At 71.5% G+C, this 22,204-nt stretch carries 18 protein-coding genes, 2 tRNA genes and 1 pseudogene; 5 read left to right on the forward strand and 16 right to left on the reverse strand.

Annotated elements, in window-relative coordinates; translation table 11 throughout:
- Positions 1-270 precede the first annotated feature (270 nt).
- Both B9S58_RS21380 and B9S58_RS39315 read left to right on the forward strand, forming a co-directional pair.
- Positions 271-1,485, forward strand: coding sequence for an IS110 family transposase (locus B9S58_RS21380; protein ID WP_103533579.1), 1,215 nt, complete (start codon positions 271-273; stop codon positions 1,483-1,485).
- A 49-nt stretch (positions 1,486-1,534) separates the two neighbouring features.
- Positions 1,535-1,624, forward strand: a pseudogene (locus B9S58_RS39315) (pyridoxamine 5'-phosphate oxidase); the annotation flags it as partial.
- A 99-nt stretch (positions 1,625-1,723) separates the two neighbouring features.
- On the opposite strand, the gene B9S58_RS21390 reads toward B9S58_RS39315, so the two are convergent.
- The 5 genes from B9S58_RS21390 to leuS form a co-directional block, all read right to left on the reverse strand.
- On the reverse strand, positions 1,724-4,240 hold the full coding sequence (locus B9S58_RS21390) for a ComEC/Rec2 family competence protein (RefSeq protein ID WP_258044819.1): 2,517 nt from the start codon (positions 4,238-4,240) through the stop codon (positions 1,724-1,726).
- Positions 4,237-4,986 carry a helix-hairpin-helix domain-containing protein gene (locus B9S58_RS21395; protein ID WP_308457915.1) on the reverse strand — a complete coding sequence of 250 codons (750 nt, stop codon included), beginning with the start codon at positions 4,984-4,986 and terminating at the stop codon, positions 4,237-4,239. The genes B9S58_RS21390 and B9S58_RS21395 overlap by 4 nt, the downstream gene beginning before the upstream one ends.
- Before the next feature lie 597 nt (positions 4,987-5,583).
- The gene (locus tag B9S58_RS21400) at positions 5,584-6,429 is read right to left on the reverse strand and encodes a DegV family protein (protein WP_103533717.1); all 846 of its coding nucleotides are present in this window, start codon (positions 6,427-6,429) and stop codon (positions 5,584-5,586) included.
- 123 nt (positions 6,430-6,552) lie between these two features.
- Positions 6,553-7,338, reverse strand: coding sequence for a hypothetical protein (locus B9S58_RS21405; RefSeq protein ID WP_103533718.1), 786 nt, complete (start codon positions 7,336-7,338; stop codon positions 6,553-6,555).
- A 163-nt stretch (positions 7,339-7,501) separates the two neighbouring features.
- Entirely contained in the window at positions 7,502-10,369 is a 2,868-nt protein-coding gene (gene leuS, locus B9S58_RS21410) for a leucine--tRNA ligase (protein ID WP_103533719.1), read from the reverse strand.
- A 508-nt stretch (positions 10,370-10,877) separates the two neighbouring features.
- Between leuS and B9S58_RS21415 the strand changes: the two genes are divergently transcribed.
- Together B9S58_RS21415 and B9S58_RS21420 are read left to right on the forward strand one after the other, a co-directional pair.
- Positions 10,878-12,272: a hypothetical protein gene (locus B9S58_RS21415; RefSeq protein ID WP_103533720.1), complete on the forward strand. Its 1,395-nt coding sequence runs from the start codon at positions 10,878-10,880 to the stop codon at positions 12,270-12,272.
- The gene (locus B9S58_RS21420) at positions 12,269-13,846 is read left to right on the forward strand and encodes an NADH-quinone oxidoreductase subunit NuoF family protein (RefSeq protein WP_103533721.1); all 1,578 of its coding nucleotides are present in this window, start codon (positions 12,269-12,271) and stop codon (positions 13,844-13,846) included. Before B9S58_RS21415 ends, B9S58_RS21420 begins: the two co-directional genes overlap by 4 nt.
- A gap of 76 nt (positions 13,847-13,922) precedes the next feature.
- Here the strand turns inward: B9S58_RS21420 and B9S58_RS21425 are convergent.
- The 9 genes from B9S58_RS21425 to B9S58_RS38090 all read right to left on the reverse strand — a co-directional run bounded on the left by B9S58_RS21425 (position 13,923) and on the right by B9S58_RS38090 (position 19,022).
- A tRNA-Ala gene (locus tag B9S58_RS21425) sits at positions 13,923-13,995 on the reverse strand.
- A 132-nt stretch (positions 13,996-14,127) separates the two neighbouring features.
- Positions 14,128-14,361, reverse strand: a complete 234-nt coding sequence (locus B9S58_RS21430) for a hypothetical protein (protein WP_003969224.1) — start codon at positions 14,359-14,361, stop codon at positions 14,128-14,130.
- A 323-nt stretch (positions 14,362-14,684) separates the two neighbouring features.
- A tRNA-Ala gene (locus B9S58_RS21435) sits at positions 14,685-14,757 on the reverse strand.
- A 173-nt stretch (positions 14,758-14,930) separates the two neighbouring features.
- Complete coding sequence (locus tag B9S58_RS21440; RefSeq protein ID WP_103533722.1) at positions 14,931-15,584, reverse strand: histidine phosphatase family protein; 654 nt, start codon at positions 15,582-15,584, stop codon at positions 14,931-14,933.
- Positions 15,581-16,012 carry a ribosome silencing factor gene (gene rsfS, locus B9S58_RS21445; RefSeq protein ID WP_007449662.1) on the reverse strand — a complete coding sequence of 144 codons (432 nt, stop codon included), beginning with the start codon at positions 16,010-16,012 and terminating at the stop codon, positions 15,581-15,583. The genes B9S58_RS21440 and rsfS overlap by 4 nt, the downstream gene beginning before the upstream one ends.
- Before the next feature lie 146 nt (positions 16,013-16,158).
- On the reverse strand, positions 16,159-17,949 hold the full coding sequence (locus B9S58_RS21450) for an LCP family protein (protein ID WP_103533723.1): 1,791 nt from the start codon (positions 17,947-17,949) through the stop codon (positions 16,159-16,161).
- Between the two features lie 19 nt (positions 17,950-17,968).
- Positions 17,969-18,586, reverse strand: a complete 618-nt coding sequence (gene nadD / locus B9S58_RS21455) for a nicotinate-nucleotide adenylyltransferase (RefSeq protein WP_103533724.1) — start codon at positions 18,584-18,586, stop codon at positions 17,969-17,971.
- Positions 18,587-18,623: 37 nt separating this feature from the next.
- A complete protein-coding gene (locus B9S58_RS38085) occupies positions 18,624-18,785 on the reverse strand; it encodes a hypothetical protein (RefSeq protein ID WP_181009402.1) in 162 nt (53 codons plus the stop codon).
- An 84-nt stretch (positions 18,786-18,869) separates the two neighbouring features.
- Positions 18,870-19,022, reverse strand: a complete 153-nt coding sequence (locus B9S58_RS38090) for a hypothetical protein (protein ID WP_164873493.1) — start codon at positions 19,020-19,022, stop codon at positions 18,870-18,872.
- Between the two features lie 110 nt (positions 19,023-19,132).
- On the opposite strand from B9S58_RS38090, the gene B9S58_RS21460 reads away from it, so the two are divergent.
- The gene (locus tag B9S58_RS21460; RefSeq protein ID WP_103533725.1) at positions 19,133-20,287 is read left to right on the forward strand and encodes a M48 family metallopeptidase; all 1,155 of its coding nucleotides are present in this window, start codon (positions 19,133-19,135) and stop codon (positions 20,285-20,287) included.
- Here the strand turns inward: B9S58_RS21460 and B9S58_RS21465 are convergent.
- Complete coding sequence (locus tag B9S58_RS21465; protein ID WP_103533726.1) at positions 20,202-21,350, reverse strand: hypothetical protein; 1,149 nt, start codon at positions 21,348-21,350, stop codon at positions 20,202-20,204. The two genes, B9S58_RS21460 and B9S58_RS21465, sit on opposite strands and share 86 nt — an antisense overlap.
- Before the next feature lie 208 nt (positions 21,351-21,558).
- Entirely contained in the window at positions 21,559-22,143 is a 585-nt protein-coding gene (locus B9S58_RS21470) for a hypothetical protein (protein WP_103533727.1), read from the reverse strand.
- Positions 22,144-22,204: the final 61 nt, after the last annotated feature.

The following is a 22,204-nucleotide window of genomic DNA, read 5'->3' on the forward strand; positions in this document are numbered from 1 at the left end:
CGCCCCCCCCGTTATGTTTTTCGCGGTCCTGCAATGGGGCCGCTGGCCTCCGGGGCCGGTATGACTGTGTCCCCTCTGTCGATCGGATGACCTGGGGGGTGGTGTCGCCGGGCCCGGCAGGTGCCGTCGGAGACGCTGATGAGAGACCCGGCTACCGCCCGATCCGGCGCAATGCCGGGCAGTTCGCGGGCGGCAGGTCTGCATAACGTGGATGCGCGAGCACGGTGCCACCGCCGAGGCCGGCACGGTCAACGACCTGGAGAGGGTGCGATGTTCGACATCGAAGGCGTGGGCGTCTTCCTCGGGATGGACGTCGGCAAGACCGCCCACCACGGCCACGGGCTCACCCCGGCCGGGAAGAAGGTCTTCGACAAGCCGATGCCCAACAGCGAGCCGAAGCTGCGGGCGGTCTTCGACAAGCTCAAGGCCAAGTTCGGCACGGTCCTGGTCATCGTGGACCAGCCAGCGTCCATCGGCGCTCTGCCCCTGACCGTGGCCCGCGACGCGGGCTGCGAGGTCGCCTACCTGCCCGGGCTTGCCATGCGACGGATCGCTGATCTGTATCCGGGCGAGGCGAAAACGGACGCGAAGGACGCGGCGGTGATCGCGGACGCCGCCCGGACGATGCCCCACACTCTGCGTTCGCTGGAGCTGACCGACGAGATCACCGCCGAGCTCACGGTGTTGACTGGCTTCGACCAGGACCTCGCGGCCGAGGCGACCCGCACCAGCAACCGGATACGCGGGCTCCTCACCCAGTTTCACCCGTCGCTGGAGCGCGTGCTCGGGCCCCGGCTGGACCACCCTGCGGTCACCTGGCTCCTCGAGCGCCACGGATCCCCGGCCGCTCTGCGGAAAGCCGGCCGCCGCAGACTCGTCGAACTCATCCGCCCGAAAGCCCCGCGGATGGCCGCGCGGCTGATCGACGATGTCTTCGACGCTCTCGACGAACAGACCGTCATCGTTCCCGGCACGGGCACCCTCGACATCGTGATCCCGTCCCTGGCCGCCTCCCTCGCAGCCGTCCACGACCAGCGCCGGGCACTCGAAGCGCAGATCAACAGCCTGCTGGAGGCCCACCCTCTTCACCCGGTCCTGACCTCGATGCCGGGAGTCGGAGTCAGGACCGCCGCAGTCCTGCTGGTCACCGTCGGAGACGGCACCGGTTTCCCCAGCGCCGCCCACCTCGCCTCCTACGCCGGCCTCGCCCCGACAACCAGATCCTCGGGGACCTCGATCCACGGCGAACACGCACCACGAGGCGGAAACCGACAGCTCAAACGCGCCATGTTCCTCTCCGCCTTCGCCTGCATGAACGCCGACGCCGCCTCCCGCACCTACTACGACCGGCAAAGAGCCCGCGGCAAAACCCACACCCAGGCACTCCTCCGCCTTGCCCGGCAGCGCATCAGCGTCCTCTTCGCCATGCTCCGCGACGGCACCTTCTACGAATCCAGAACCCCCACCGTCACCCTCACCGCATGACCACCCCAAATAGCCCCATACCAGACACCACGTCCTTGACGAAGGACATAGAGACACCCCCCCCACCGTGCGCGCCTGGCGCGAGGTGAACGAACTCGCCGACCGCGATCTGATGATCGCCGGGGAGTGGCTGGTCTGACCTGGTGCTCGCCGGGGAGTGGCTGATCCGACCCGCGCGATCCGGCCCCCGCGAGCGGCGCAGCGTGACAACGCGCGGGCGGGACGGGCTCCGGCGGAGTCATGACCTGCCCACCGCCCGAAGCTCCTTCCCGGCGCCCGTCACCGCGATCGGCCCGTCGGTGTCGGTGCGCAGAACCCGGGCCCCCGCCGCCCGGAGAGCGCCCACCGTGCGGGCCGACGGGTGGCCGTACGGGTTGTCGGCGCCACAGGAGATGAGCGCCAGCCTCGGCCGTACGCTGTGAAGCAGCCCGGCATCCTGGAAGGCCGAGCCGTGGTGAGCCACCTTGAGGACGTCCACCGGGCCCGACGCCTCCCGGCCACGCAGCAACTCCCGCTGGGCCAGGGGTTCGAGGTCTCCGAGGAGCAGCAGCGTCAGACCACCGGCCGCCCGTACGCGCAGGGTGACGCTGGCGTCGTTCGGTTCCAGGGCCGCCGCCGGTCCCGCTCCCCCGGGCCCGTGACGCGGCCAGAGGACCCGCCAGTCGACCGGACCCGCCCGGCGGTGCTCACCGGCCACGGCCCGCAAGGTCGGGACCCGCGCCGCAGCCGCCGTCCGCCGCACGAACGCGGCCTGTCCGGGCGGCTCTTGAAGGCTCGTCGTCTGGATCGCGCCCACCGCCCTGCCCCGGAGCACGCCCGGCAGCCCACGCACATGGTCGGCGTGGAAATGAGTGAGGACCACGAGCGGCACCCGCGTCACCGCGAGGTCGCGCAGGCAACGGTCGACCGCACGGGGTTCAGGTCCGGCGTCGACGACCACGCCCGTACCCTCCCCCGCACTGAGCACCATCGCATCGCCCTGGCCCACGTCGCAGAGAACGAACGCCCAGTCGGGCGGCGGCCATCCGGTCACGATCCGGGTCAGCGGAACCGGCCGCAGCACCGCCAGTACGAGAAGCACCCCGGTAGCCGCGCAGATCCAGGGGCGACGGGCCAGCTTCGGGGCAAGGAGCACGGCCAGGACCGTGAGGCCGGCCAGCAGCGCCGCGCCGGACCACCCTCCGGGCCACTGCGCCTCCGCCCCGGGAAGCCCGGCCCCCGTGCGGGCGACCGTGGCGATCCACTCGACCGGCCAGCTCGCGATCCGGGCCAGCAGCTCGGCCACCGGCGGAGCGACCGGGGCGACGGCGAGGGCCGCGAACCCGAGCACCGTCGCCGGTGCCACCGCGAACTCCGCCAGCAGATTGCACGGGACCGCCACCAGGCTGACCCGCGAGGCCAGGACCACCACCACCGGTGCGCACACGGCCTGCGCGGCCGCCGCAGCGGCCAGCACCTCGGCGAGCCTGCCCGGCACCCGCCGCGCGCGCAGGGCGACGCTCCACCGCGGCGCGAGCGTCAGCAGCGCACCGGTGGCCAGGACCGACAACAGGAAACCGTAGCTCCGGGCGAGCCAGGGGTCGTAGAGCACCAGGAGGACGACAGCCGCCGCCAGAGCGGGAATCAGGGATCTCCGGCGGCCCGTTCCGATCGCGAGGAGCGTGATGAGACCGCAGGCCGCCGCGCGGAGCACGCTCGGTTCCGGACGGCACACGACGATGAAGGCGAGTGTCAACGCACCGCCGATCAGCGCGGTCCCCCGCAGGGAGATCCCCAACAGGGGCGCCAGGCCGCGCCGTTCCGCGTTCAGCGCCACCCCCGGCGGCCCGATGAGGAGAAAGAGCAGAATCGAGAGGTTGGCGCCGGAAACGCTCAACAGATGCGTCAGGTCGGTCGCCTTGAAGGCGTCGTGGAGTTCGGCCGGCACTCTGGAGGTGTCACCGACCACCAGCCCCGGCAACAGAGCACGCGCATCCGCGTCCAGTTCGTCCGTCGCCTCCCGCAACCCTGCGCGCAGCGCCCCCGCCGTGCGCTGGATCCACGTCGGGGGCCCGGTGATCCGGGGTGCCCCCTTGTCGTCCACCCGCAGGACCGCCGCGAGGCGCTCGCCCCCGTGTGCGGGAGCCGAGAGCCGGCCGCCGAGCCGGAGCCGGGTGGACGGCAGCAGCTTCTGCCAGTCCGCCCGGTGATCGCCCGCCGCGACCATGAGCAGCACCGGTGTACGGACCCGGGTGCTCGGGCCGTCCGCCGTCCGCACCTCCATGACCTCGGCGTCGAGGAGGAGAAGGGCCGGGGCACTGTGGTTGCCCCGCACCGTCGGGCGGGTCGTCCGGGGGTCGGAGGTCACCCGCACTTCGGCGTCGATCCGCGCATGCTCCCGCGCCAGCCCGGGGACGGGGCCGCGCCGCACGTCGGCCCCGTGGAGTCCGGCCACTGCCGTGCCCGCCGCCGCGCACAGCAGCACGGCTCCCCCGGCGGCGACGGCCCGGAACCGTCCGGCAGCCCTCGCCTCCCGAGAGGTGCGGGCGGCCGCCACCAGCAGAACGAACGCCGGAACCACACAGGCGACGCTCACTGCGGCCACCCACCGCCCCGGCAGCCCCAGCGCCGCCGCGGCAGCAGCCCAGACCACCAGGGCGGGCGGAACGAGCCGCAGGTCCGAGGGCCCCTCCCGACGCCGGCCCGCTCCGCTCCCGGTGGTGTCCCCGTCGGCGCCCGCGGCACTGGAGCCGAGCCTGGCCTCGCGGCCGCTCATGGCCGTACGAGCGGCTGGAGGTCGGCGAAGCGGCGGTCGCCGATCCCCTTGACCTGCCGGAGCTCGTCGACGGACCGGAATCCGCCGTTCTCCGTGCGGTAATCGATCATGTGCTGGGCCAGCACGGGCCCGACCCCCGGCAGGGTTTCGAGCTGCTCCGGGGTCGCCGTGTTCAGGCTCAGCGGTGCCGAGGGTCCGGGCCCGCCCGGCGCACCGGCCGTCCCGTCGGTCCCGGCTCCTCCGCCACCGGACACACCCGAGACCGGCGGGCCGGGCCGAGCCCCCACGATGACCTGCTCACCGTCCATCAGGACCCGCGCCCGATTGAGCCCGGTCACATCCGTGCCGGCGCGCACACCACCCGCCGCCTCAAGCGCGTCCGCCACCCGCGAGCCCGCCGGAAGCCGACGGACCCCCGGCCGGTGCACCTTGCCGCTCACATCGACGACGATCTGCCCACTCCCGCTCGCGCCGCCCCCGCCCACGACCGGCGGCGCCCCGGCGGCCGGACGGGGGACCGGATCGGGGGCGCCGGACCGTAACGGATCCGGTGGCAGCGCGGGCGCCGCCGCTTCGTCCGCGACCGTCTCCGGCGCACGCAGTGTCTGGGGGCGTACGGACCAGAAGTGGAAGGCGGCGACGGCCACGGCGGCGAGCAGCACCAGGCCGAGCGCGACTGGCGTGCGCGGCGCCATCCCGCACCGAAGCCGCACCCACAACGGCAACCGCTCCCGGACGGCCGACACGACACGGCGCACCTTCGACTGGCCACGACCGGATCGCGCCCCCGCAGTCTCGGGTACGAGCTCGGGTGCCGGCTCCTGTAGCAGTGCGGGCTCGTGCACCGGTACGGGCTCATGTACCGGTGCGGGTGCCGACTCAGGTACCGGGGCGGTAGTGGCATCGCTCCCGAGCCCGGAGACTGCCGCCATCAGCGCATCGGCCCGACGACGCGCGGCCGCCGCGGCCAGGGCGGAACGCCCCCGTGCGGACCGCCGCCCCCCGTGGCGTACACCGGAACGAGCGCCGGGACCCGTACCCGCCCGGCCGCCCGGACGAGTGCCGGAACCATGCCGCGCCCGTGCGGGCGTCCGCCCCGGCAACGGGTCGGACGGAGGCGGGAGCGTGGGCGTGTACGTGGTCGATGTATCGGACGACGGGGCGGAGGCGGAGAGGGCATCGGGAGCCGACGCCCGAGGAGATCGAAGGGCCATGCCTCACGACGTTAGGCACATCCGCCGGAACCCGCTGAGCAGCACCGATTCCTGTGGACAGTCCGGCAGTTGTGGACAACTCGGCCACACCACGGGGTGAAATTCCGCACCCCGTTCAGGTCACCGCGCTCACCGCAGCGAGATCACCGCACCGAGCAGCCCCGGCCCCGTATGCGCCCCGATCACCGCGCCGACCTCGCTGACATGGAGGTCGACCAGACCGGGAACGCGTTCGCGCAACCGCTCGGCCAGGCGCTCCGCGCGCTCCGGGGCAGCGAGGTGGTGGACGGCGATGTCCACCGGGGCCGTCCCCGCCTGTTCGGCGACGATCTCCTCCAGGCGGGCGATGGCCCTGGACGCCGTCCGCACCTTCTCCAGCATCTCGATCCGTCCCCCGTCGAGCTCCAGGATCGGCTTCACCGCCAGCGCGGAACCCAGCAGGGCCTGTGCCGTGCCGATACGGCCGCCCCGGCGCAGATAATCGAGGGTGTCGACATAGAAATACGCCGAGGTGCCTGCGGCCCGCTTCTCCGCGGCCGTCACCGCTTCGTCCAGGCCACCGCCCGCCTCGGCGGTCTCCGCCGCCGCGAGAGCGCAGAATCCCAGAGCCATGGCGACCATGCCGGTGTCCACCACGCGTACCGGGACGGGGGCGTCCTTCGCCGCGAGCAGCGCGGCGTCGTACGTGCCCGAGAACTCCGACGACAGATGCAGCGACACCACCGCGTCCGCCCCGCCCTCGGCCGCCGCCCGGTAGGCCGCGGCGAAGACCTCGGGGCTGGGGCGGGACGTGGTCACGGAGTGGCGTTTCTGCAGAGCCAGGGCGAGCGAACGGGCCGAGATCTCCGTGCCCTCCTTCAGCGCCCGGTCGCCCAGGACGACGGTCAAAGGCACCGCGGTGATGCCGTGCCGTTCCATCGTCGGGCGCGGCAGGTAGGCCGTTGAATCGGTGACGATAGCGACATGGCGGGACATGAGCCGGAGGTTACCTGGCGCGGTGGGAGTGCGGGAGCCCGGCCCCGGCCCTCTGATCGTTCATGGCCGCTTCGGAGCGTATCCGGTCGGGTCGTTGTGTATCCCGGAGCCGGCGAGAGTGCTTCAGTTCGTCGTCTCGGGCCGGGTCGACTTCTGCCAGGGGTAGGTCGTGCGCAGCCGCGGGTCCGATGCGGTGATCGCCTGCGGGCTCTCCTCGCGGGCCGGTCCTGCCCAGGCCTCGTCCGCCGTGCTGCTGTTGCCGTCCGAGGGGCCCGCCGAGGCGGCCGGTTCGGGCCAGTCCGTCCCGGGACCGTGGCCCGGTTTCGTGGTGGTGGCCCCCGCGCCGGACGCCGACGACGGCTCGTCCACGGTCCAGTGCCGCAGTGCACCGGCCTCGATGTCGATCTGTGCGTTCAGCGCGTCCAGGTCGTCGTCGGCGAACTGCCGCGCCCGGTCCCGCGCCGCCCAGCGCAGCGATTCCGCCGAGTGCGTGATCCGCTGCGTGCGCTCCCTCAGCTTGGGCAGCAGGCCGGCGACCGTCGCCCGGTCCGGCTCGCGCTCCAGCCTCTTCAGCTCGTCGTCCAGCTCAAGGCCGTGCGCGCTCAGCCTCCGGAACAGGTCCACCGACTCCGCCAGGGACGCGTCCTCGGCGACTCCGGCGTGCAGGGCGTCCTGCGTGGCCCGCATCGAGGTGCGCAGGGCGAGCCGGAGCTGTGCCAGCTCGCCCGCGACACCCGTCTGCCCGAAGCTCTTGGCCCGGAGCGTGGTGTCCTCCACGGTGCGACGGGCCTGCGTGATCGTGCGGTCCACGCCGCGCTTGGCCGCGCCGACGGCCTTCACGGTCGCGTAGACACCCAGCGCGACGAACGCGACCAAGAGCAACGCCAGGATCGTGATCGCGGCTTCCATGAATGCCCCTCGATGTCTCGATGCGGCCGCCGGTACCGGTCGCCCCCTCCACCGTAGACGGAACGGGCAGGCCGAGGGTTCCTTCGGAACCCCCAACCTGCCCGTAGGGGATGGCCCTAACCACGCACAACGACCGTCACACGGTTGCCGTCACCGGCCTCCGTCACGCGGGGACGATGTTCACCAGCTTCGGCGCGCGCACGATCACCTTGCGGATCCCGGCCCCGCCCAGCGCCGCGACGACCGCCTCGTCGGCCAGGGCCAGCCCCTCCAGCTCCTCGTCGGTGATGGAGGGCGAGATCTCCAGGCGGGCCCGGACCTTGCCCTTGATCTGGACGACGCAGGTGACGGTCTCGTCCACGACGTACGCCGGGTCCGCCACCGGGAAGTCCTGGTGGACGACCGACTCGGTGTGGCCCAGCCGCCGCCACAGCTCCTCCGCGATGTGCGGGGCCAGCGGGGCGATCAGCAGGACCAGCCGTTCGGCGACCGAGCGCGGCAGCGGGCCGCCGGCCTTCGTCAGGTGGTTGTTCAGCTCGGTGACCTTGGCGATGGCGGTGTTGAACCGCATCCCCGCCATGTCCTGGCCGGTCCCGTCGATGGCCTTGTGCAGAGCGCGCAGCGTGTCCTCGCCGGGCTCCGTGTCGACGACGGTGATCTCACCGGTCCCCTCGTCGACCACGTTGCGCCACAGGCGCTGCAGCAGCCGGTACTGGCCGACCACCGCCCGGGTGTCCCAGGGGCGCGATACGTCCAGGGGGCCCATCGCCATCTCGTACAGGCGCAGGGTGTCCGCGCCGTACTCGGCGCAGATCTCGTCCGGCGTGACCGCGTTCTTCAGGGACTTGCCCATCTTGCCCAGGACGCGGCTGACCTTTTCGCCCTCGTAGTAGAACGCGCCGTCGCGCTCCTCCACCTCGGCGGCGGGGACGGCGATGCCCCGGCTGTCGCGGTAGACGAAGGCCTGGATCATGCCCTGGTTGTACAGCTTGTGGAACGGCTCGGCGGAGGAGATGTGGCCCAGGTCGTGCAGCACCTTGGACCAGAAACGCGCGTACAGCAGGTGCAGCACGGCGTGCTCGGCACCGCCGACGTACAGGTCGACGCCACCGGTGGGCTGACCCTCGCGCGGGCCCATCCAGTACTGCTCGATCGACGGGTCGACCAGCTGCCGGTCGTTGGTGGGGTCCAGGTAGCGCAGCTCGTACCAGCAGGAACCTGCCCAGTTGGGCATGGTGTTGGTCTCGCGGCGGTACTTCTTCGGGCCGTCGCCCAGGTCCAGCGTGACGTTGACCCAGTCGGCGTTGCGCGACAGCGGGGTCTCGGGCTGGGCGGTCGCGTCCTCCGGGTCGAAGGTGCGCGGGGAGTAGTCCTCGACCTCGGGCAGCTCCAGCGGCAGCATCGACTCGGGCAGCGGGTGGGCGATGCCCTCCTCGTCGTACACGATCGGGAAGGGCTCGCCCCAGTAGCGCTGCCGGCTGAACAGCCAGTCGCGCAGCCGGAAGTTGACGGTGCCCTCGCCGACGCCGTGCTCCTGCAGCCAGCCGGTGATCCTCGCCTTGGCCTCGACGACACCCAGGCCGTCCAGTGAGATCTCCTCGTTCGCGGAGTTGACCAGCTTCGCGTCGTACGAGCTGAACGCGTCGTCCCACGTGGCGGGGTCGGTTCCGCGGTCGTCGGAGGGCTGGACGACGCAGCGCATCGGCAGCTCGAAGGCGCGCGCGAAGGCGAAGTCACGTGCGTCGTGCGCCGGTACGGCCATGATCGCGCCGGTGCCGTAGCCCATCAGGACGTAGTCGGCGATGAAGACGGGGACCTTCTCGCCGCTGACCGGGTTGGTCGCGTACGCGCCGGTGAAGACGCCGGTCTTGTCCTTGGCCTCGGCCTGCCGCTCGACGTCGGACTTGGCGGCGGCCTGCTTGCGGTACGCGGTGACGGCCTCGGCCGGGCTCGCGTGGCCGCCGGTCCACACCGGGTGGGTGCCCTCGGGCCAGGCGGCCGGGATGATCCGCTCGACCATGTCGTGCTCGGGCGCCAGCACCATGTACGTCGCGCCGAACAGGGTGTCCTGGCGGGTGGTGAAGACGGTGATGCCGCCCGCGGTGTCGACCGGGAACTCGACCCGGGCGCCCTCGGAGCGTCCGATCCAGTTGCGCTGCTGCAGCTTGATGGCCTCGGGCCAGTCCAGCCCGTCCAGGTCGTTCAGCAGCCGGTCGGCGTAGGAGGTGATGCGCATGTTCCACTGGCGCAGCTTGGCCTTGAAGACGGGGAAGTTGCCGCGCTCGGAGCGGCCGTCGGCGGTGACCTCCTCGTTGGCCAGGACGGTGCCCAGACCGGGCGACCAGTTCACCGGGGCGTCGGAGGCGTACGCCAGGCGGTACTGGCTCAGCAGGTCGGCGCGCTCGGTGGCGCTCAGCTCGCTCCACTCACGGCCGTCGGGGGTCGCGCGCGTTCCGCTCTCGAACTGCTCGACCAGCTCGGCGACCGGGCGGGCCCGGTCGGCCTCGGTGTCGTACCAGGAGTTGAAGATCTGCAGGAAGATCCACTGCGTCCACTTGTAGTACTCGGCCTCGATCGTCGCGAAGGAGCGGCGGTGGTCGTGACCCAGACCCAGCCTGCGCAGCTGGACCTTCATGTTCACCATGTTGGCCTCGGTGGAGACCCGGGGGTGGGTGCCCGTCTGGACGGCGTACTGCTCGGCGGGCAGGCCGAACGCGTCGAAGCCCAGGGTGTGCAGCACGTTGTGGCCGGTCATCCGCTGGTGGCGGGCGTATACATCGGTGGCGATGTAGCCCAGTGGGTGTCCGACGTGCAGGCCCGCACCCGAGGGGTACGGGAACATGTCCATGATGAACTTCTTCGGCTTGGCTGCCAGCTCCGGGTCGCCCGCCAGGTCACCGGTGGGGTTCGGCGCCTCGTACGTCCCCTCGGCGTCCCAGAAGTCCTGCCAGCGTGCCTCGATGTCGGCGGCCATCGCCGCCGTGTAGCGGTGCGGCGCGGCCGTCTCGGCTGCGGAATTCGTCTCGCTCATGATCCTCAAAGCTCCATCGATCGTCATCTGCCGGGAAACGAAAAATCCCCTCGCACAGGAGGGGACGCCGCGCTGACTCCGACCAGGCGTTCTCACCGGTCGGGACTGTTCAGCGCGGCCCGCTAAGCAGAAGGCGTACGGCACGCATGGCGTCAGGGTACCGCACGGGCCCGGAAGGGAGCGGGGAGTAACCGGAGGGCGGACATCACGCGCGCGAGCCGGAACCCTGCCACCCGATTGCCACTCTCCGTAGCCGGAGCGCGACGCTTCTGTGGGCTTCCGATGGGCGTTCCGTGGAGTCCTGGAGCGGCTCCCGGGGCGGAGGGAACGCCCGGGAAGCGGGGGTTACTCGGCGTACCGACCTCTTTCAGGGCAACCGAGCAAAGCCCGTACTGGTTGGTATGGGGCGCCCTAGCATGCGGCAACGGGACCGCTTTGCCGAACTATTCGGAGTCGCCCCATGAACCCTCATCGCAAGATCCGCGTATCCCCCAGCATGAGCCCCGGAATGAGTCGGCCGGTACAGGGCGGCCTGACTGTCGCCGCGCTGGTTTTTGTCCCTCTGCTCGCCGTCGCAGGGAGCGACGAGCTGCGCGCCACCCTCGATTTCACCACCGGCGTCCTGTCGCTGGTGTCGCTCAGCGCGGCCGTCGCCTGGGGCCTGCTGGCCACCGACCGGCTGTTCCTCTCCACCCGTCAGCGGATCGTCTGCCAGGGCATCCACCGGGCCACCGCCGTGGCCTCGATCGGCTTCCTGCTGCTGCACGGAACCGTGAAGGTGGCTCTCGGCCATGTGGCCCTGATCGGCGCCCTCATACCCTTCGGTCTCGGCGTCACCGGCACGGCCGGCCTGATCGGGTTCGGCTCGCTGGCCGGGCTGTTGATGGTCCTCACGGCCACGACTGGCGCCCTGCGCAGCGCCTTCGCGCATCCCTCCCCCAAGGCCGCCCGGCTCGGTCGGTCACTGGGGTCGCCCCGGGACACGGGCGGAATCGCGGGCCGATGGCGCGCCCTGCACGCGCTGGCGTACCCGGCCTGGTGCGCCGCGCTGATCCACGGCCTGTACGCGGGTCGTGCGCCCGCCACCTGGGTGGTCGTGATGTACGGCCTCTGCCTCGCCGCAGTCGTCGGCGCACTGTGCCTGCGGCTGCTGCCGCCCCCGACGAAGCGGCGGATCGCCGACCGGATCGCCGAGCTGCTGGGCCAGGAGCCCCCGGCCGCCCCCGATCCGGTCCTGCGGGAGTCCTCCTCGTCCGCCGGGGAGCCCTGGTCCGACCCTGCGGCCTGGAGCGAACCGGACCGGGACACCCGGGGTACGCCGGTGCGCCCGCGTACCTTGTCGGCGCCCGTACGCCCGACCTCGCCCCCTCCCACGGCGATCCCCGGATCACTGCACGAAGCACCGACGGAAACGCTGTACGGGTCCGCGTCACCCCTGTACGAGCCCCCGCCCCGCAGCGCCGACCGCATCGCCTTCGGCCCCCCGGAGGACCTGCCGGACCGAGGGCGGAGGAACACGCCGGGGCCCGGACCGGGACCGGGCATAGCGGCCGGATACCGCGCCGTCTCGCTCGGCGGCGGGCCGTCGCTCCCGCCGGAGACCCGCTGGCCCTCGCCGTCCCCCGCACCGCCCGCGCAGGCGCACCACGCTCCGCCCCGGGCGGAGCCGCCCGCGTACACCGCACAGGAGCACGAGCACACGTACGCGACGCCTTCCTACGGCACACCGGAACACGCCTACGGCGCACCGGAACACGGCATACCGGAGTACGACAGCACCTCCCCCGCTCCCCCTGCCGCCCCCTCCCCCTTCGCCGCACCCCGCGCGGAACCGGCGACCGGGCCGTTCACCGCGCCCCCGGCCGGTGAACCCTGGCACGCACCCGCAGGAGACCGACCGTGAACGTCCCCCTCCCCGACGTGCCCGAGGTCCGCGTCGTCGGGCTGCCGCAGCTGACCACCGGGTTCGACCTGGTGGAGCGGCTCGACCTCGCCATGCACCTCAAGGTGCACGGGCCGCTGGAGCCGATGACCGGTGAGCGGCTGGCCGAACTGGCCGAAGCGATCTCCCTGCGCGGAAGGGGAGGCGCCGGTTTCCCCTTCGGCAAGAAGCTGCGGGCCGTGGCGAAGGCGTCCATCCGGCGCGGGGTTCGGCCCGTCGTGGTGATCAACGGCAGTGAGGGCGAGCCCGCCTGCCGCAAGGACACCGTCCTGCTCAACCGCGCCCCGCACCTGATCCTGGACGGTGCGCTGCTGGCCGCGGAGGCACTCGGCGCGCGCACCCTGGTCGTGGCCGTCACCCGCAACTCCACGGAGATCTCCGTACGGGCGGCCCTCGCCGAACGCGGCCTCTCCGACCGGCGTGGCCAGCAGTTGCGTGCCCGGGTGGTCCGCACCCCGGAGCGCATGGTCTCGGGCGAGGCGTCCTCGGTGATCCGGGCGGCGAACGGCGGGCCCGCCCTGCCGCCGGGCCGGCGCGAGCGGGCGGCGGAGACCGGGGTGGGCGGCGCCCCGACGCTGCTGTCGAACGCGGAGACGTACGCCCAGCTCGCCGTCGCCGCCCGGATCGGGCCCCGCCGCTACGGGCACACCGGGCTGGCGGGCGAGCCGGGCACCGTCCTGCTCACCGTCTCCGGCGCGGTGGCCCGGCCCATGGTCATCGAGGTGCCGACCGGGGTGCCGCTGCGGTACGTCCTGCAACTGTCCGGGGCACCGCAGTTCCCCCAGGGAGTGCTCACCGGCGGCTATCACGGCAACTGGATCGACGCGGTCTCCTCGCACAGCGCCGTGGTCTCCCGCGAGTCCCTGGCCACCGTGGGGGGCGCACTCGGCGCGGGGGCCATCCTGCCGATCGGGCCGGAGACGTGCCCGCTCGGCGAGTCCCTCCGGATAGCCAACTGGCTGGCAGCCGAGACCGCCGGACAGTGCGGTCCGTGCAAGCTGGGGCTCCCCGCCGCCGCGGGCGGGCTCTCCGACCTGCTGAACGGCGGCGGGCCCGCCGCCCTGGAGGCCCTGCGCGAGGTCACCCAGGCCGTGAAGGGCCGCGGGGCGTGCAAACACCCGGACGGTTCCGCCCGCTTCCTGTTCTCGACGCTGTCGGCGTTCACGGACGACCTCGCCGCGCACGTACTGGACGGTGGCTGCGGCCGGGAGACGGTCGGGGTGCTGCCGCTGCCCGCACCCGGCTACCAGGACATGGAGGAGTCGATTCCGAGCGGCGAGAAGCTCGCGGTCGACTGGACGCTCTGCCAGGGTCACGGCCTGTGCGCGGACACCGTCCCCGAGCTCATCCGGCTGGGCCCGGACGGCTATCCCGCACTGGCGGACGCCGCCGTTCCGATGCATCTGCGCGGGCGCGCCCAGCGGGCCGTGCGCCGCTGTCCCGCCCTGGCCCTCCGTATCGAGCAGCCGCCGGCCGAACAGCGTCCCGCCCTGCCAGCCGCGGGCCGGCGTGCGCTGGGCGGTGGGCGCGACTGACCCCGACCGCATCCGATCCGGACAAAAGAAGCGGGCCACCCGATCCGGGTGGCCCGCTTCTTCACTGTCGATCTTGTGGAGCTAAGGAGAATTGAACTCCTGACCTCCTGCATGCCATGCAGGCGCTCTACCAACTGAGCTATAGCCCCTCGCTGTGTGCCGCCCGGTTTCCCTTGGCGACATCGAGAACATTACACGGTCCCCCCGGCGCTTCACCAAATCGTTTCCGGTTCGCACCGATACGCCCGAATCGTCCCGGACGATTGACCTTCAGCCGCAGGTCAGGCGGTTGCGAAGGAGTAGAAGCGCTTGAGGGTGCAGTGCTCCTCCAGGAGCCGCCCGTAGATCGGCTCCCCCTCCAGTTCCCGATAGGTCTCGATGGGGTCGCCTTTTATGATCAGCGCCCGCGCGCATTCCTCGCACCAGTACTGGTACTCCGCGTTGACCGGGTCCATGTCCCTGACGATGGGCGTACCGCTGCCGCACCAGTCGCACTTACGCCTGTGTGCACCCATCAGTCAGCTCCAGCTGTGGCCGCAGGCCGTGCACACGTAGGAGACCCCTCCGCTGTCACCCAGAACCTGGGCCACGTGGGACGAACCGCAGGACGGACAGCCGAGACGGGATCGATCTTCGGACGGTACGGAACCGGGGGGTGAGGCGGCGACAAGAGGCTGGTCGGGGACGTGTTCGCGACTCGCAGACATCGCGCTCCCTCCCGATCGGCACGTCGCCCCCTCCGGCGTTCCGATTCTGCCATGACCCCGCAAGGGGTCAGCCCGCCCGGTGCCCTCTATGCAGAGGATCCCGCCCCCTGGTAGGGGCGGGATCCTGATTGTGGAGCTAAGGAGAATTGAACTCCTGACCTCCTGCATGCCATGCAGGCGCTCTACCAACTGAGCTATAGCCCCGCTGTTCGCTGTGTTCCCTGCGTTTCCGCGCTGCGAACAAGAAGAACTTTAGCCTGCGACCTGCCGGAAAGCGAAATCCGGCCCGGGTCGCCCGTGGGCGGCCCGCGAACGGCCTCTCAACTTCCTCCCGACGGAGTCCAGTCGCCAGCCCGTCGTCGGCCGGTCGTCCTCGACTAGTCGTCGTCGCCGAGCACCGGCTCCGGGAGCGTGCCGGCGTTGTGTTCCAGCAGACGCCAGCCGCGCGCACCCTCCCCGAGGACGGACCAGCAGCAGTTGGACAGCCCGCCGAGCCCTTCCCAGTGATGCGCCTCCAGGTCCAGCAGCCGGCCGATCGTCGTCCTGATCGTGCCGCCATGGCTGACCACGACGAGCGTGCCGTTCTCCGGGAGCTTCTCGGCGTGCTCCAGAACGACCGGGGCCGCCCGGTCGGCGACCTCGGTCTCCAGCTCACCGCCGCCCCGGCGCACGGGCTCCCCGCGCTTCCACGCCGCGTACTGCTCACCGAAGCGCTCGACGATCTCCTGGTGGGTCAGACCCTGCCAGGCGCCCGCGTACGTCTCACGGAGTGAAGCGTCGTGGGCGACGGTGAGACCACTGACGGCGGACAGCTCGGCAGCCGTGGCCGCCGCTCGCCGCAGGTCGGAGGCCACGATGGCGTCCGGCTTCAGCGAGGCGAGCAGCCGGGCGGCGCGGCGGGCCTGCCCGACGCCGGCCTCGGTGAGCTCGATGTCCGTGGAGCCCTGGAAGCGGCGCTCCAGGTTCCATGCCGTCTGGCCGTGCCGCCAGAGGACGATCCTGCGGCCCCTGCCGCTGCTGCTGCCGTTCAGCTCTGGTCACCTTCCGTGCCGCCGTTGAGCTGTGCGTGCTCCTCGGCCTTGCCACGGGTCTTGATCGCGTCCTCGGGGAGGGCGATCTCCGGGCAGTCCTTCCACAGGCGCTCCAGCGCGTAGAAGACGCGCTCCTCGCTGTGCTGGACGTGGATGACGATGTCGACGTAGTCGAGGAGGATCCAGCGGGCGTCGCGGTCGCCCTCGCGGCGCACCGGCTTGACGCCGAGCTCCTTCTGGAGCCGCTCCTCGATCTCGTCGACGATCGACTTGACCTGGCGGTCGTTGGGGGCCGAGGCCAGCAGGAAGGCGTCGGTGATCGACAGCACGTCGCTGACGTCGTAGGCGATGATGTCGTGCGCGAGCCGGTCGGCGGCCGCCTGAGCGGCGGCGTTGATGAGCTCGATGGAGCGGTCCGTGGCGGTCACATGCAGGCTTTCGTCGGCGGTCGGATGCAACCTCTAGGGTCTCACGGACCACCGACAGAGCCTTACTGCGTTTCACCGGCCGGCTTTCACAGCGTTCACCGGCCGACGCCGGAGCGTCGGCCGGTGCCCCTGAGCGGGCCGACGGGCTACCGGACCTCGTAGTCCTGGCCGAGGACCGCGGACACGTCGGCGTTGGCGGCCGGCTCGCCCTTCTTCACGTCACCTGCGGAAAGCCCCAGGGTCTTGGCCACCTCGACGGCCTTCTCCTTGTCCTCGGCGGACCGGTAGAGCACGACGGACGACGCCTCGGCCCCTGCCTTGCCGCTGTCCACGAAGGCGTAGCCGCCGTTGACCAGCTGGACCCGGGCGGCCTCCGCGGCCTTCTCGTTCCCGGTGGCGTTGCGGACGGCGACCCGGAGCGGAGCGCCTTCCTCGGGTGCCTTCACCGTGCCGCCGAGGATGTCCTTGACGACGCCGCGGGTGTCCGCCTCGGTGAGCGTGCCGTCCTCCTGGACCGGCAGCACGGCCGTCTTGTAGTCGCCGACCTTGGCTCGCGAGGCCAGCTTGGCGAGCGAAGCCCCGAGGTCCTTCTCCGGCAGTGACGGGTCGAGCACCTGGAGCAGCGTCTCGATGGTGACCGTCGCGGCCTTGGGGTCCTCGGAGATCTTGCGCAGGGTGGCTCGCATGACCTCGCCGAACCGCGTCAGCTGCTTGGCCTCGGGCTCGCCCGGCGCGCGGTACGTGGCGTACGCGACGGCCATCGGACCGCTGAGCGTCTGGCCCTCGCCCTTGTGCACCAGGGGCGATGCGCCCTTCTTCGCGTCGGGCACCTCGGTGTCGGTGTCGACCTCGATGTTGCCGACCAGCTCGACGAGGTTCTCCAGGTACGGGGTGTCCAGCCGCCAGGTGCCGGTGATCCGGGTACCCAGGAGGGTGTCGATCGACTCCCGGGTGCCGGTCCTGCCGTCGTCCTCGACGGACTTGCCGAGCGTGGTGGTGGTCCCGTCGTCGGAGGCGACGGCGAGGGAGTTGGGCAGCAGGACGGTGGTGCCCTGCTTGGTGGTGGTGTTGTCGACGAGCAGCGCCGTCGAGGTGCTGCCCCTCTTCGTGTCGTGCAGGTGCACCACGATCATGTCGCGCTGCTGGGCGCCGGCGGCCACGGCCTTCTTCTCGGCCGATCCGGACAGGCCCGGGATCATGTCGGCGGACCAGAGGTAGCCGGCCCCGCCGACGACGACAAGAACGGCGACGACTATCAGCGCGACCATACGGTTGCGGCCCTTGCGACGTGCCTCCTCGCGCCGCTCACTGCGGCTCTCGGTGAACTTCAGCCAGTCGATGACGTCTTCGGAGTCCTCGTCGGGCTCCTCGATGAACGAGAACTGCTCGGTGCGGTAGTCCGGGGTGGGCTTGCGCTGCCCCGGAAGCCCGGACTCGTCCCCCGCCTCCTCCGCTGCCTCGGGTGACTGCTGCGGCTGCTGCGGCTGCTGCGGCTGTACGGGAGCCTGCTGAGAGGCCTGTTCCGGTGCGGGGGCCGCGCCCTGCTGCGGGATGCCCCAGTACTGGCCGGTATCGACCGCCGCCGGCTGCTGCCCGGTGGCGTAGCCGTAGTCGGTGTACGAGCCGTAGCCGTACCCCTGGTCCGCGCCATGGCCGTGCTGCGTCTGGGGCGCCTGGCCGGGGTGCCGGCCGGCGTGGGGGTCGTAACCCTGGGGCTGCTGCTGGGGGTTGCCGTACGCGTCATAGCCGTACCCGAAGTCCTGGGCCTGGTGTCCCTGACCCGGCTGGGCGGCGTAGGGGTCGTAGCTCTGCCCCTGCTGACCGTGCTGGTCGTACTGCTGGTGGCCCTGCTGGTAGACCGGCTGCCCGTACGCGTCGTAGCCGACGATCTGCGGCTCTTGGTAGTACGGGTCGTACGGGTTCTGTCGGTCGTTCACCGGTGCCCCTCTCCGTGGCTCATTCGCCGCGGTACAGCTGGCGCTTGTCGATGTAGCGGACCACCCCGTCCGGCACCAGGTACCAGACCGGCTCCCCCTGCGCGACCCTCTCACGACAGTCCGTGGACGAGATCGCGAGCGCGGGCACCTCCACGAGGGAGACGCCGCCCTCGGGCAGCCCGTCGTCCGTGAGCACGTGACCCGGGCGGGTCACACCGATGAAGTGGGAGAGCGAGAACAGCTCCTCCGCGTCGCGCCAGGTGAGGATCTGGGACAACGCGTCGGCACCGGTGATGAAGAAGAGGTCTGCCTCGCCGTGGACCTCGTGCAGGTCCCGCAGCGTATCGATGGTGTACGTCGGTCCGCCACGGTCGATGTCACTGCGGCTGACGGAGAACTGCGGGTTGGACGCGGTGGCGATGACCGTCATCAGATAGCGGTCCTCGGCCGGGGAGACCTTCTTGTGGCTCTTCTGCCACGGCTGACCGGTCGGGACGAAGACGACCTCGTCGAGATGGAACTGGGCGGCCACTTCACTGGCCGCCACCAGGTGTCCATGGTGGATCGGGTCGAATGTCCCGCCCATCACGCCGATACGGCGTTTGTCGGGGCCGGTAGGCACTTCCTGCTCTCCCATGCGTGCAGAGCCTACTGGCACAGCTGTACGCCCCGGCTCAGCGGTCGCGGTTGAAGCGGGTGGTGACCCACAGCAGGAACATCAGCGCGAGGAAGGCCCCGACGCCGATGACGTAAGGGTTGAGGCTTTCGTGGTTGCCGCCCTCGCCGCCCTCGGAGGCGAGAGTGACCAGCTGGTGTGCGGTGCTCGTGAGGCTCATCTTCGGCAGGACCTATCGATCGTGAATCGGAAGGAAGACGTCGGTCACATCGTATGCGGGACCCTCGGGCACGCTCACGGCGACTCAGTCGTTGTTGTCGTCGTTGCGGTATCCACGCAGCAGGAACCAGGCGAGCAGCACCGCGCCGAGGATCGAGACGAGCAGCACGATCCGGAGGGTGCCGCCCGGTCCCTGTTCCTGGGACGCGGCGGCGAGCAGTACGGCGGTGTGCGGCATTCGGGCGCTCCTCAAAGTTATCCACAGCCCCCCGCACACCGTAGCGCCAGCGCCTACGCTGGTTTTTGTCCGGGGGACGAGCAACGTCTCGTACGAACAGGGGGCCATCCATGACCGACAACAGTCACGAGAACGTGCCGAGCAGGCAGCGCCGGCGATTCCCCGGGATCTCCTCCCGGGCCTATGAGCACCCCGCCGACCGCTCGGCCCTGGTGGCCCTGCGCAAGCTGACCGGGTTCGACACCGTGTTCAAGGCGCTCAGCGGACTGCTCCCGGAGCGCAGCCTGCGGCTGCTCTTCCTCTCCGACTCCGTCCGGGTGAGCGAAGCTCAGTTCGCCCACCTCAACGACATGCTGCGGGACGCGTGCTACATCCTGGACCTGGAGAAGGTCCCGCCGATGTACGTGAAGCAGGACCCGCAGCCCAACGCCATGTGCATCGGGCTCGACGAGCCGATCATCGTGGTCACCACCGGCCTGGTCGAGCTGCTCGACGAGGAGGAGATGCGGGCGGTGGTGGGCCACGAGGTGGGCCACGCGCTCTCCGGCCACTCGGTGTACCGGACGATACTGCTGTTCCTGACCAACCTCGCCGTGAAGGTCGCCTGGATCCCGCTGGGCAATGTGGCGATCATGGCGATAGTGACGGCGCTGCGCGAGTGGTTCCGCAAGTCGGAGCTGTCCGCGGACCGGGCCGGACTGCTGGTCGGCCAGGACATCACGGCCTCGATGCGCGGTCTGATGAAGATCGCGGGCGGCAATCACCTCCACGAGATGAATGTGGACGCCTTCCTCGCCCAGGCCGACGAGTACGAGAAGGGCGGCGACCTCCGCGACTCCGTCCTCAAGATCCTCAATGTGCTGCCCCGGACACATCCGTTCACCACCGTGCGGGCCGCCGAGCTGAAGAAGTGGTCGGAGACCCGCGACTTCCAGCGGATCATGGACGGCCACTACCCGCGGCGCGGCGAGGACAAGGACACCTCGGTGACCGACTCGTTCCGGGAGTCCGCCTCGCACTACGCGGACACGGTGCGCACCAGCAAGGACCCGCTGATGAAGCTCGTGGGCGACATCGCCGGCGGCGCGGGGGACCTGGGCGGCAAGCTGCGCGACAAGTTCACCGGAGCCGGAGCGGGGGGCGCGAAGGGCGGGGCGCAGGACACGTCCAGCGGTTCCGCTACGGACGGGGACGAGACGTCGGGCCGGCCTGAGGACCCTGAGGAGGGGAGCCCGGGGACGTCGGGGCCGTCGTCGGGGAGCTGACGGCCGCCAGGGTCCCGCAGAGCGCCGCCGTCGGCCGGCCCGTGGCGTACGGGTCGGCGGCGGCGGGTCCGCGGTCGTCCGCCCGTTCCCCGGCGAGGAGCGGGCGGAGCATCCCGGTCGCGTCGGCCGAGCAGGACTGCGGCCCTGCCTGGATGTAGGCGGTGCGCACCTCCAGGCGGTGCAGTCGCAGGTCCTCCCGGTCGAAGCGGAAGTGCAGCTCGCGCCGCACGGTGAACAGGGATGCGCCGTCCTCCCGGTGGGGTCCGTCCGCCGGGCGCAGGGCGTAGGTGAAGGTGTGGTCCGAGATGACGCCGAGGGCGCCCGCCGCCTCCTCTTCGTAGCGGATGGTGCCCTGGACCCGGATCTGCGGGTCCGCGAGCTCCACCTGTTCCGGGTCGAAGCGCACGAGCCAGCCGGTGGCGGCGTGGCTCCCGTCGTCCGCCGGGCTGCTCAGACTCCGTTCGAACTGGGCGCGCTGGTCCGGGTCGAGGAGGTGCTCGACGGGCCGGCGTACGGAGCCGGTGAGGACGTCGGGGTTCAGGGACGACTCCACCAGGTAGTCCTTGACCGTGGCGAGAGCGGCGGTGATCTGGCTGTCGGAGAAGTTCCGCGTGCGCTCCACGGCGGGGAAGGCGATGCCTGCCACGCCCGTGCGGAATCCGGAGACCGGCTCGGCCCGGTACAGCCGCTCGGGTGATCCGCCCGGTACGGCGCCCCGGGGGGCCAGGGGGACGACGGTGGTCCGCAGAGGTTCGGCGCGCCGGGTGGCCGGTTGGGGGTACGGGCTCCGGAAGCCGACGTAGACGGCCACGGCGAAGGCCAGGGCGATGAGGACCACCAGGGCTACGGCGGCCCGGGAGCCGCCGCCACCGCGGACGGAGAGCTGCTCCTCGGGCAGCGCCCGGACGGCGCGGGCGTGCTCGCCCATGCGTTCCTGCGCCGAGTACTCCTGCATCCGGGCAGCCTGGACGAACGATTCGTCGAAGACGAGCGAGCGGTATTCGTCCTCGCCGCCCGCGGGGTTCTCGGGCGGGCCGTCCGGCGGTTCTGAGCGGCCTGTCATGACTTCTCTCCCGATCTCCACACCGGTCGGTTCGGTGCGCAACGGTCTGCTTCGGCCGAGCGGCGTTGGCAGCGAGAAGCCCCCCTGGGAACGAGGGGTCACATCTTCAGGGTAGGTCGATTGCGGTCTGCGTAAACGCGGAGACCGCCGGGAAGTGCGAGGGCGGAGGGGGCGGCCATCGGCGAACGGGTGACGTGAGGGGGTGGGCTCAGGGCACCCGGGGCTCGGCGGAGACCGCGGGGCGGGAGTAGTCCGCGGAGGCCGATGGGACGGCCCCGGGCTTGTCCACGCCGCTGGTGGCGGGCGGCGGCATCTGGTCCTGGCGGTTGTTCGAGGTGCCCCGGTAGACCGCGCTGAAGGCGAGGGAGACCATGCCGACGCCCATCACCAGGGCCAGCAGCCAGGCGACCGGCCGGTGCCAGCGGGCGGAGTTGCGGTAGGGGCGCAGGGAGCCGCCGTGGCGGCCGTAGGGACCTGGGGCGGAGTCGTCGCCCCCGACGCCGTGGTCTGGGTCGTAGTCGAGGTCGTGGGGGTCGTGGTAGCCCCGGGGGCGTCCGTAGGGGCCGTATTCGTCGTCGGTGCGACGGTTCCGGCGGGCGCGGGCCGCGTCGGCCTCGGAGCGGGCCTCGGCGGCGGCGAGCAGGCGCTCCACGGCGGTGGGCTCGTGGACGGGCGCCGACCGGACGAAGTCCTCGTCGAACACCACGGAGGCGAAGTCCTCGTCCGCGCCGCCGCGGTCGTCGTCGGGCTCCCAGCCGTCCGGGAACGGCTTGCCCCCCACGTCGTCCGGCACGGGTTCAGCGTAGCCCCGTCGGGACCTTTTGGGCAGGGACCCCGCGAACTCCCCCGGATCG

It is taken from the genome of Streptomyces sp. SM11 (assembly GCF_002910905.1).
Taxonomy (GTDB): domain Bacteria; phylum Actinomycetota; class Actinomycetes; order Streptomycetales; family Streptomycetaceae; genus Streptomyces.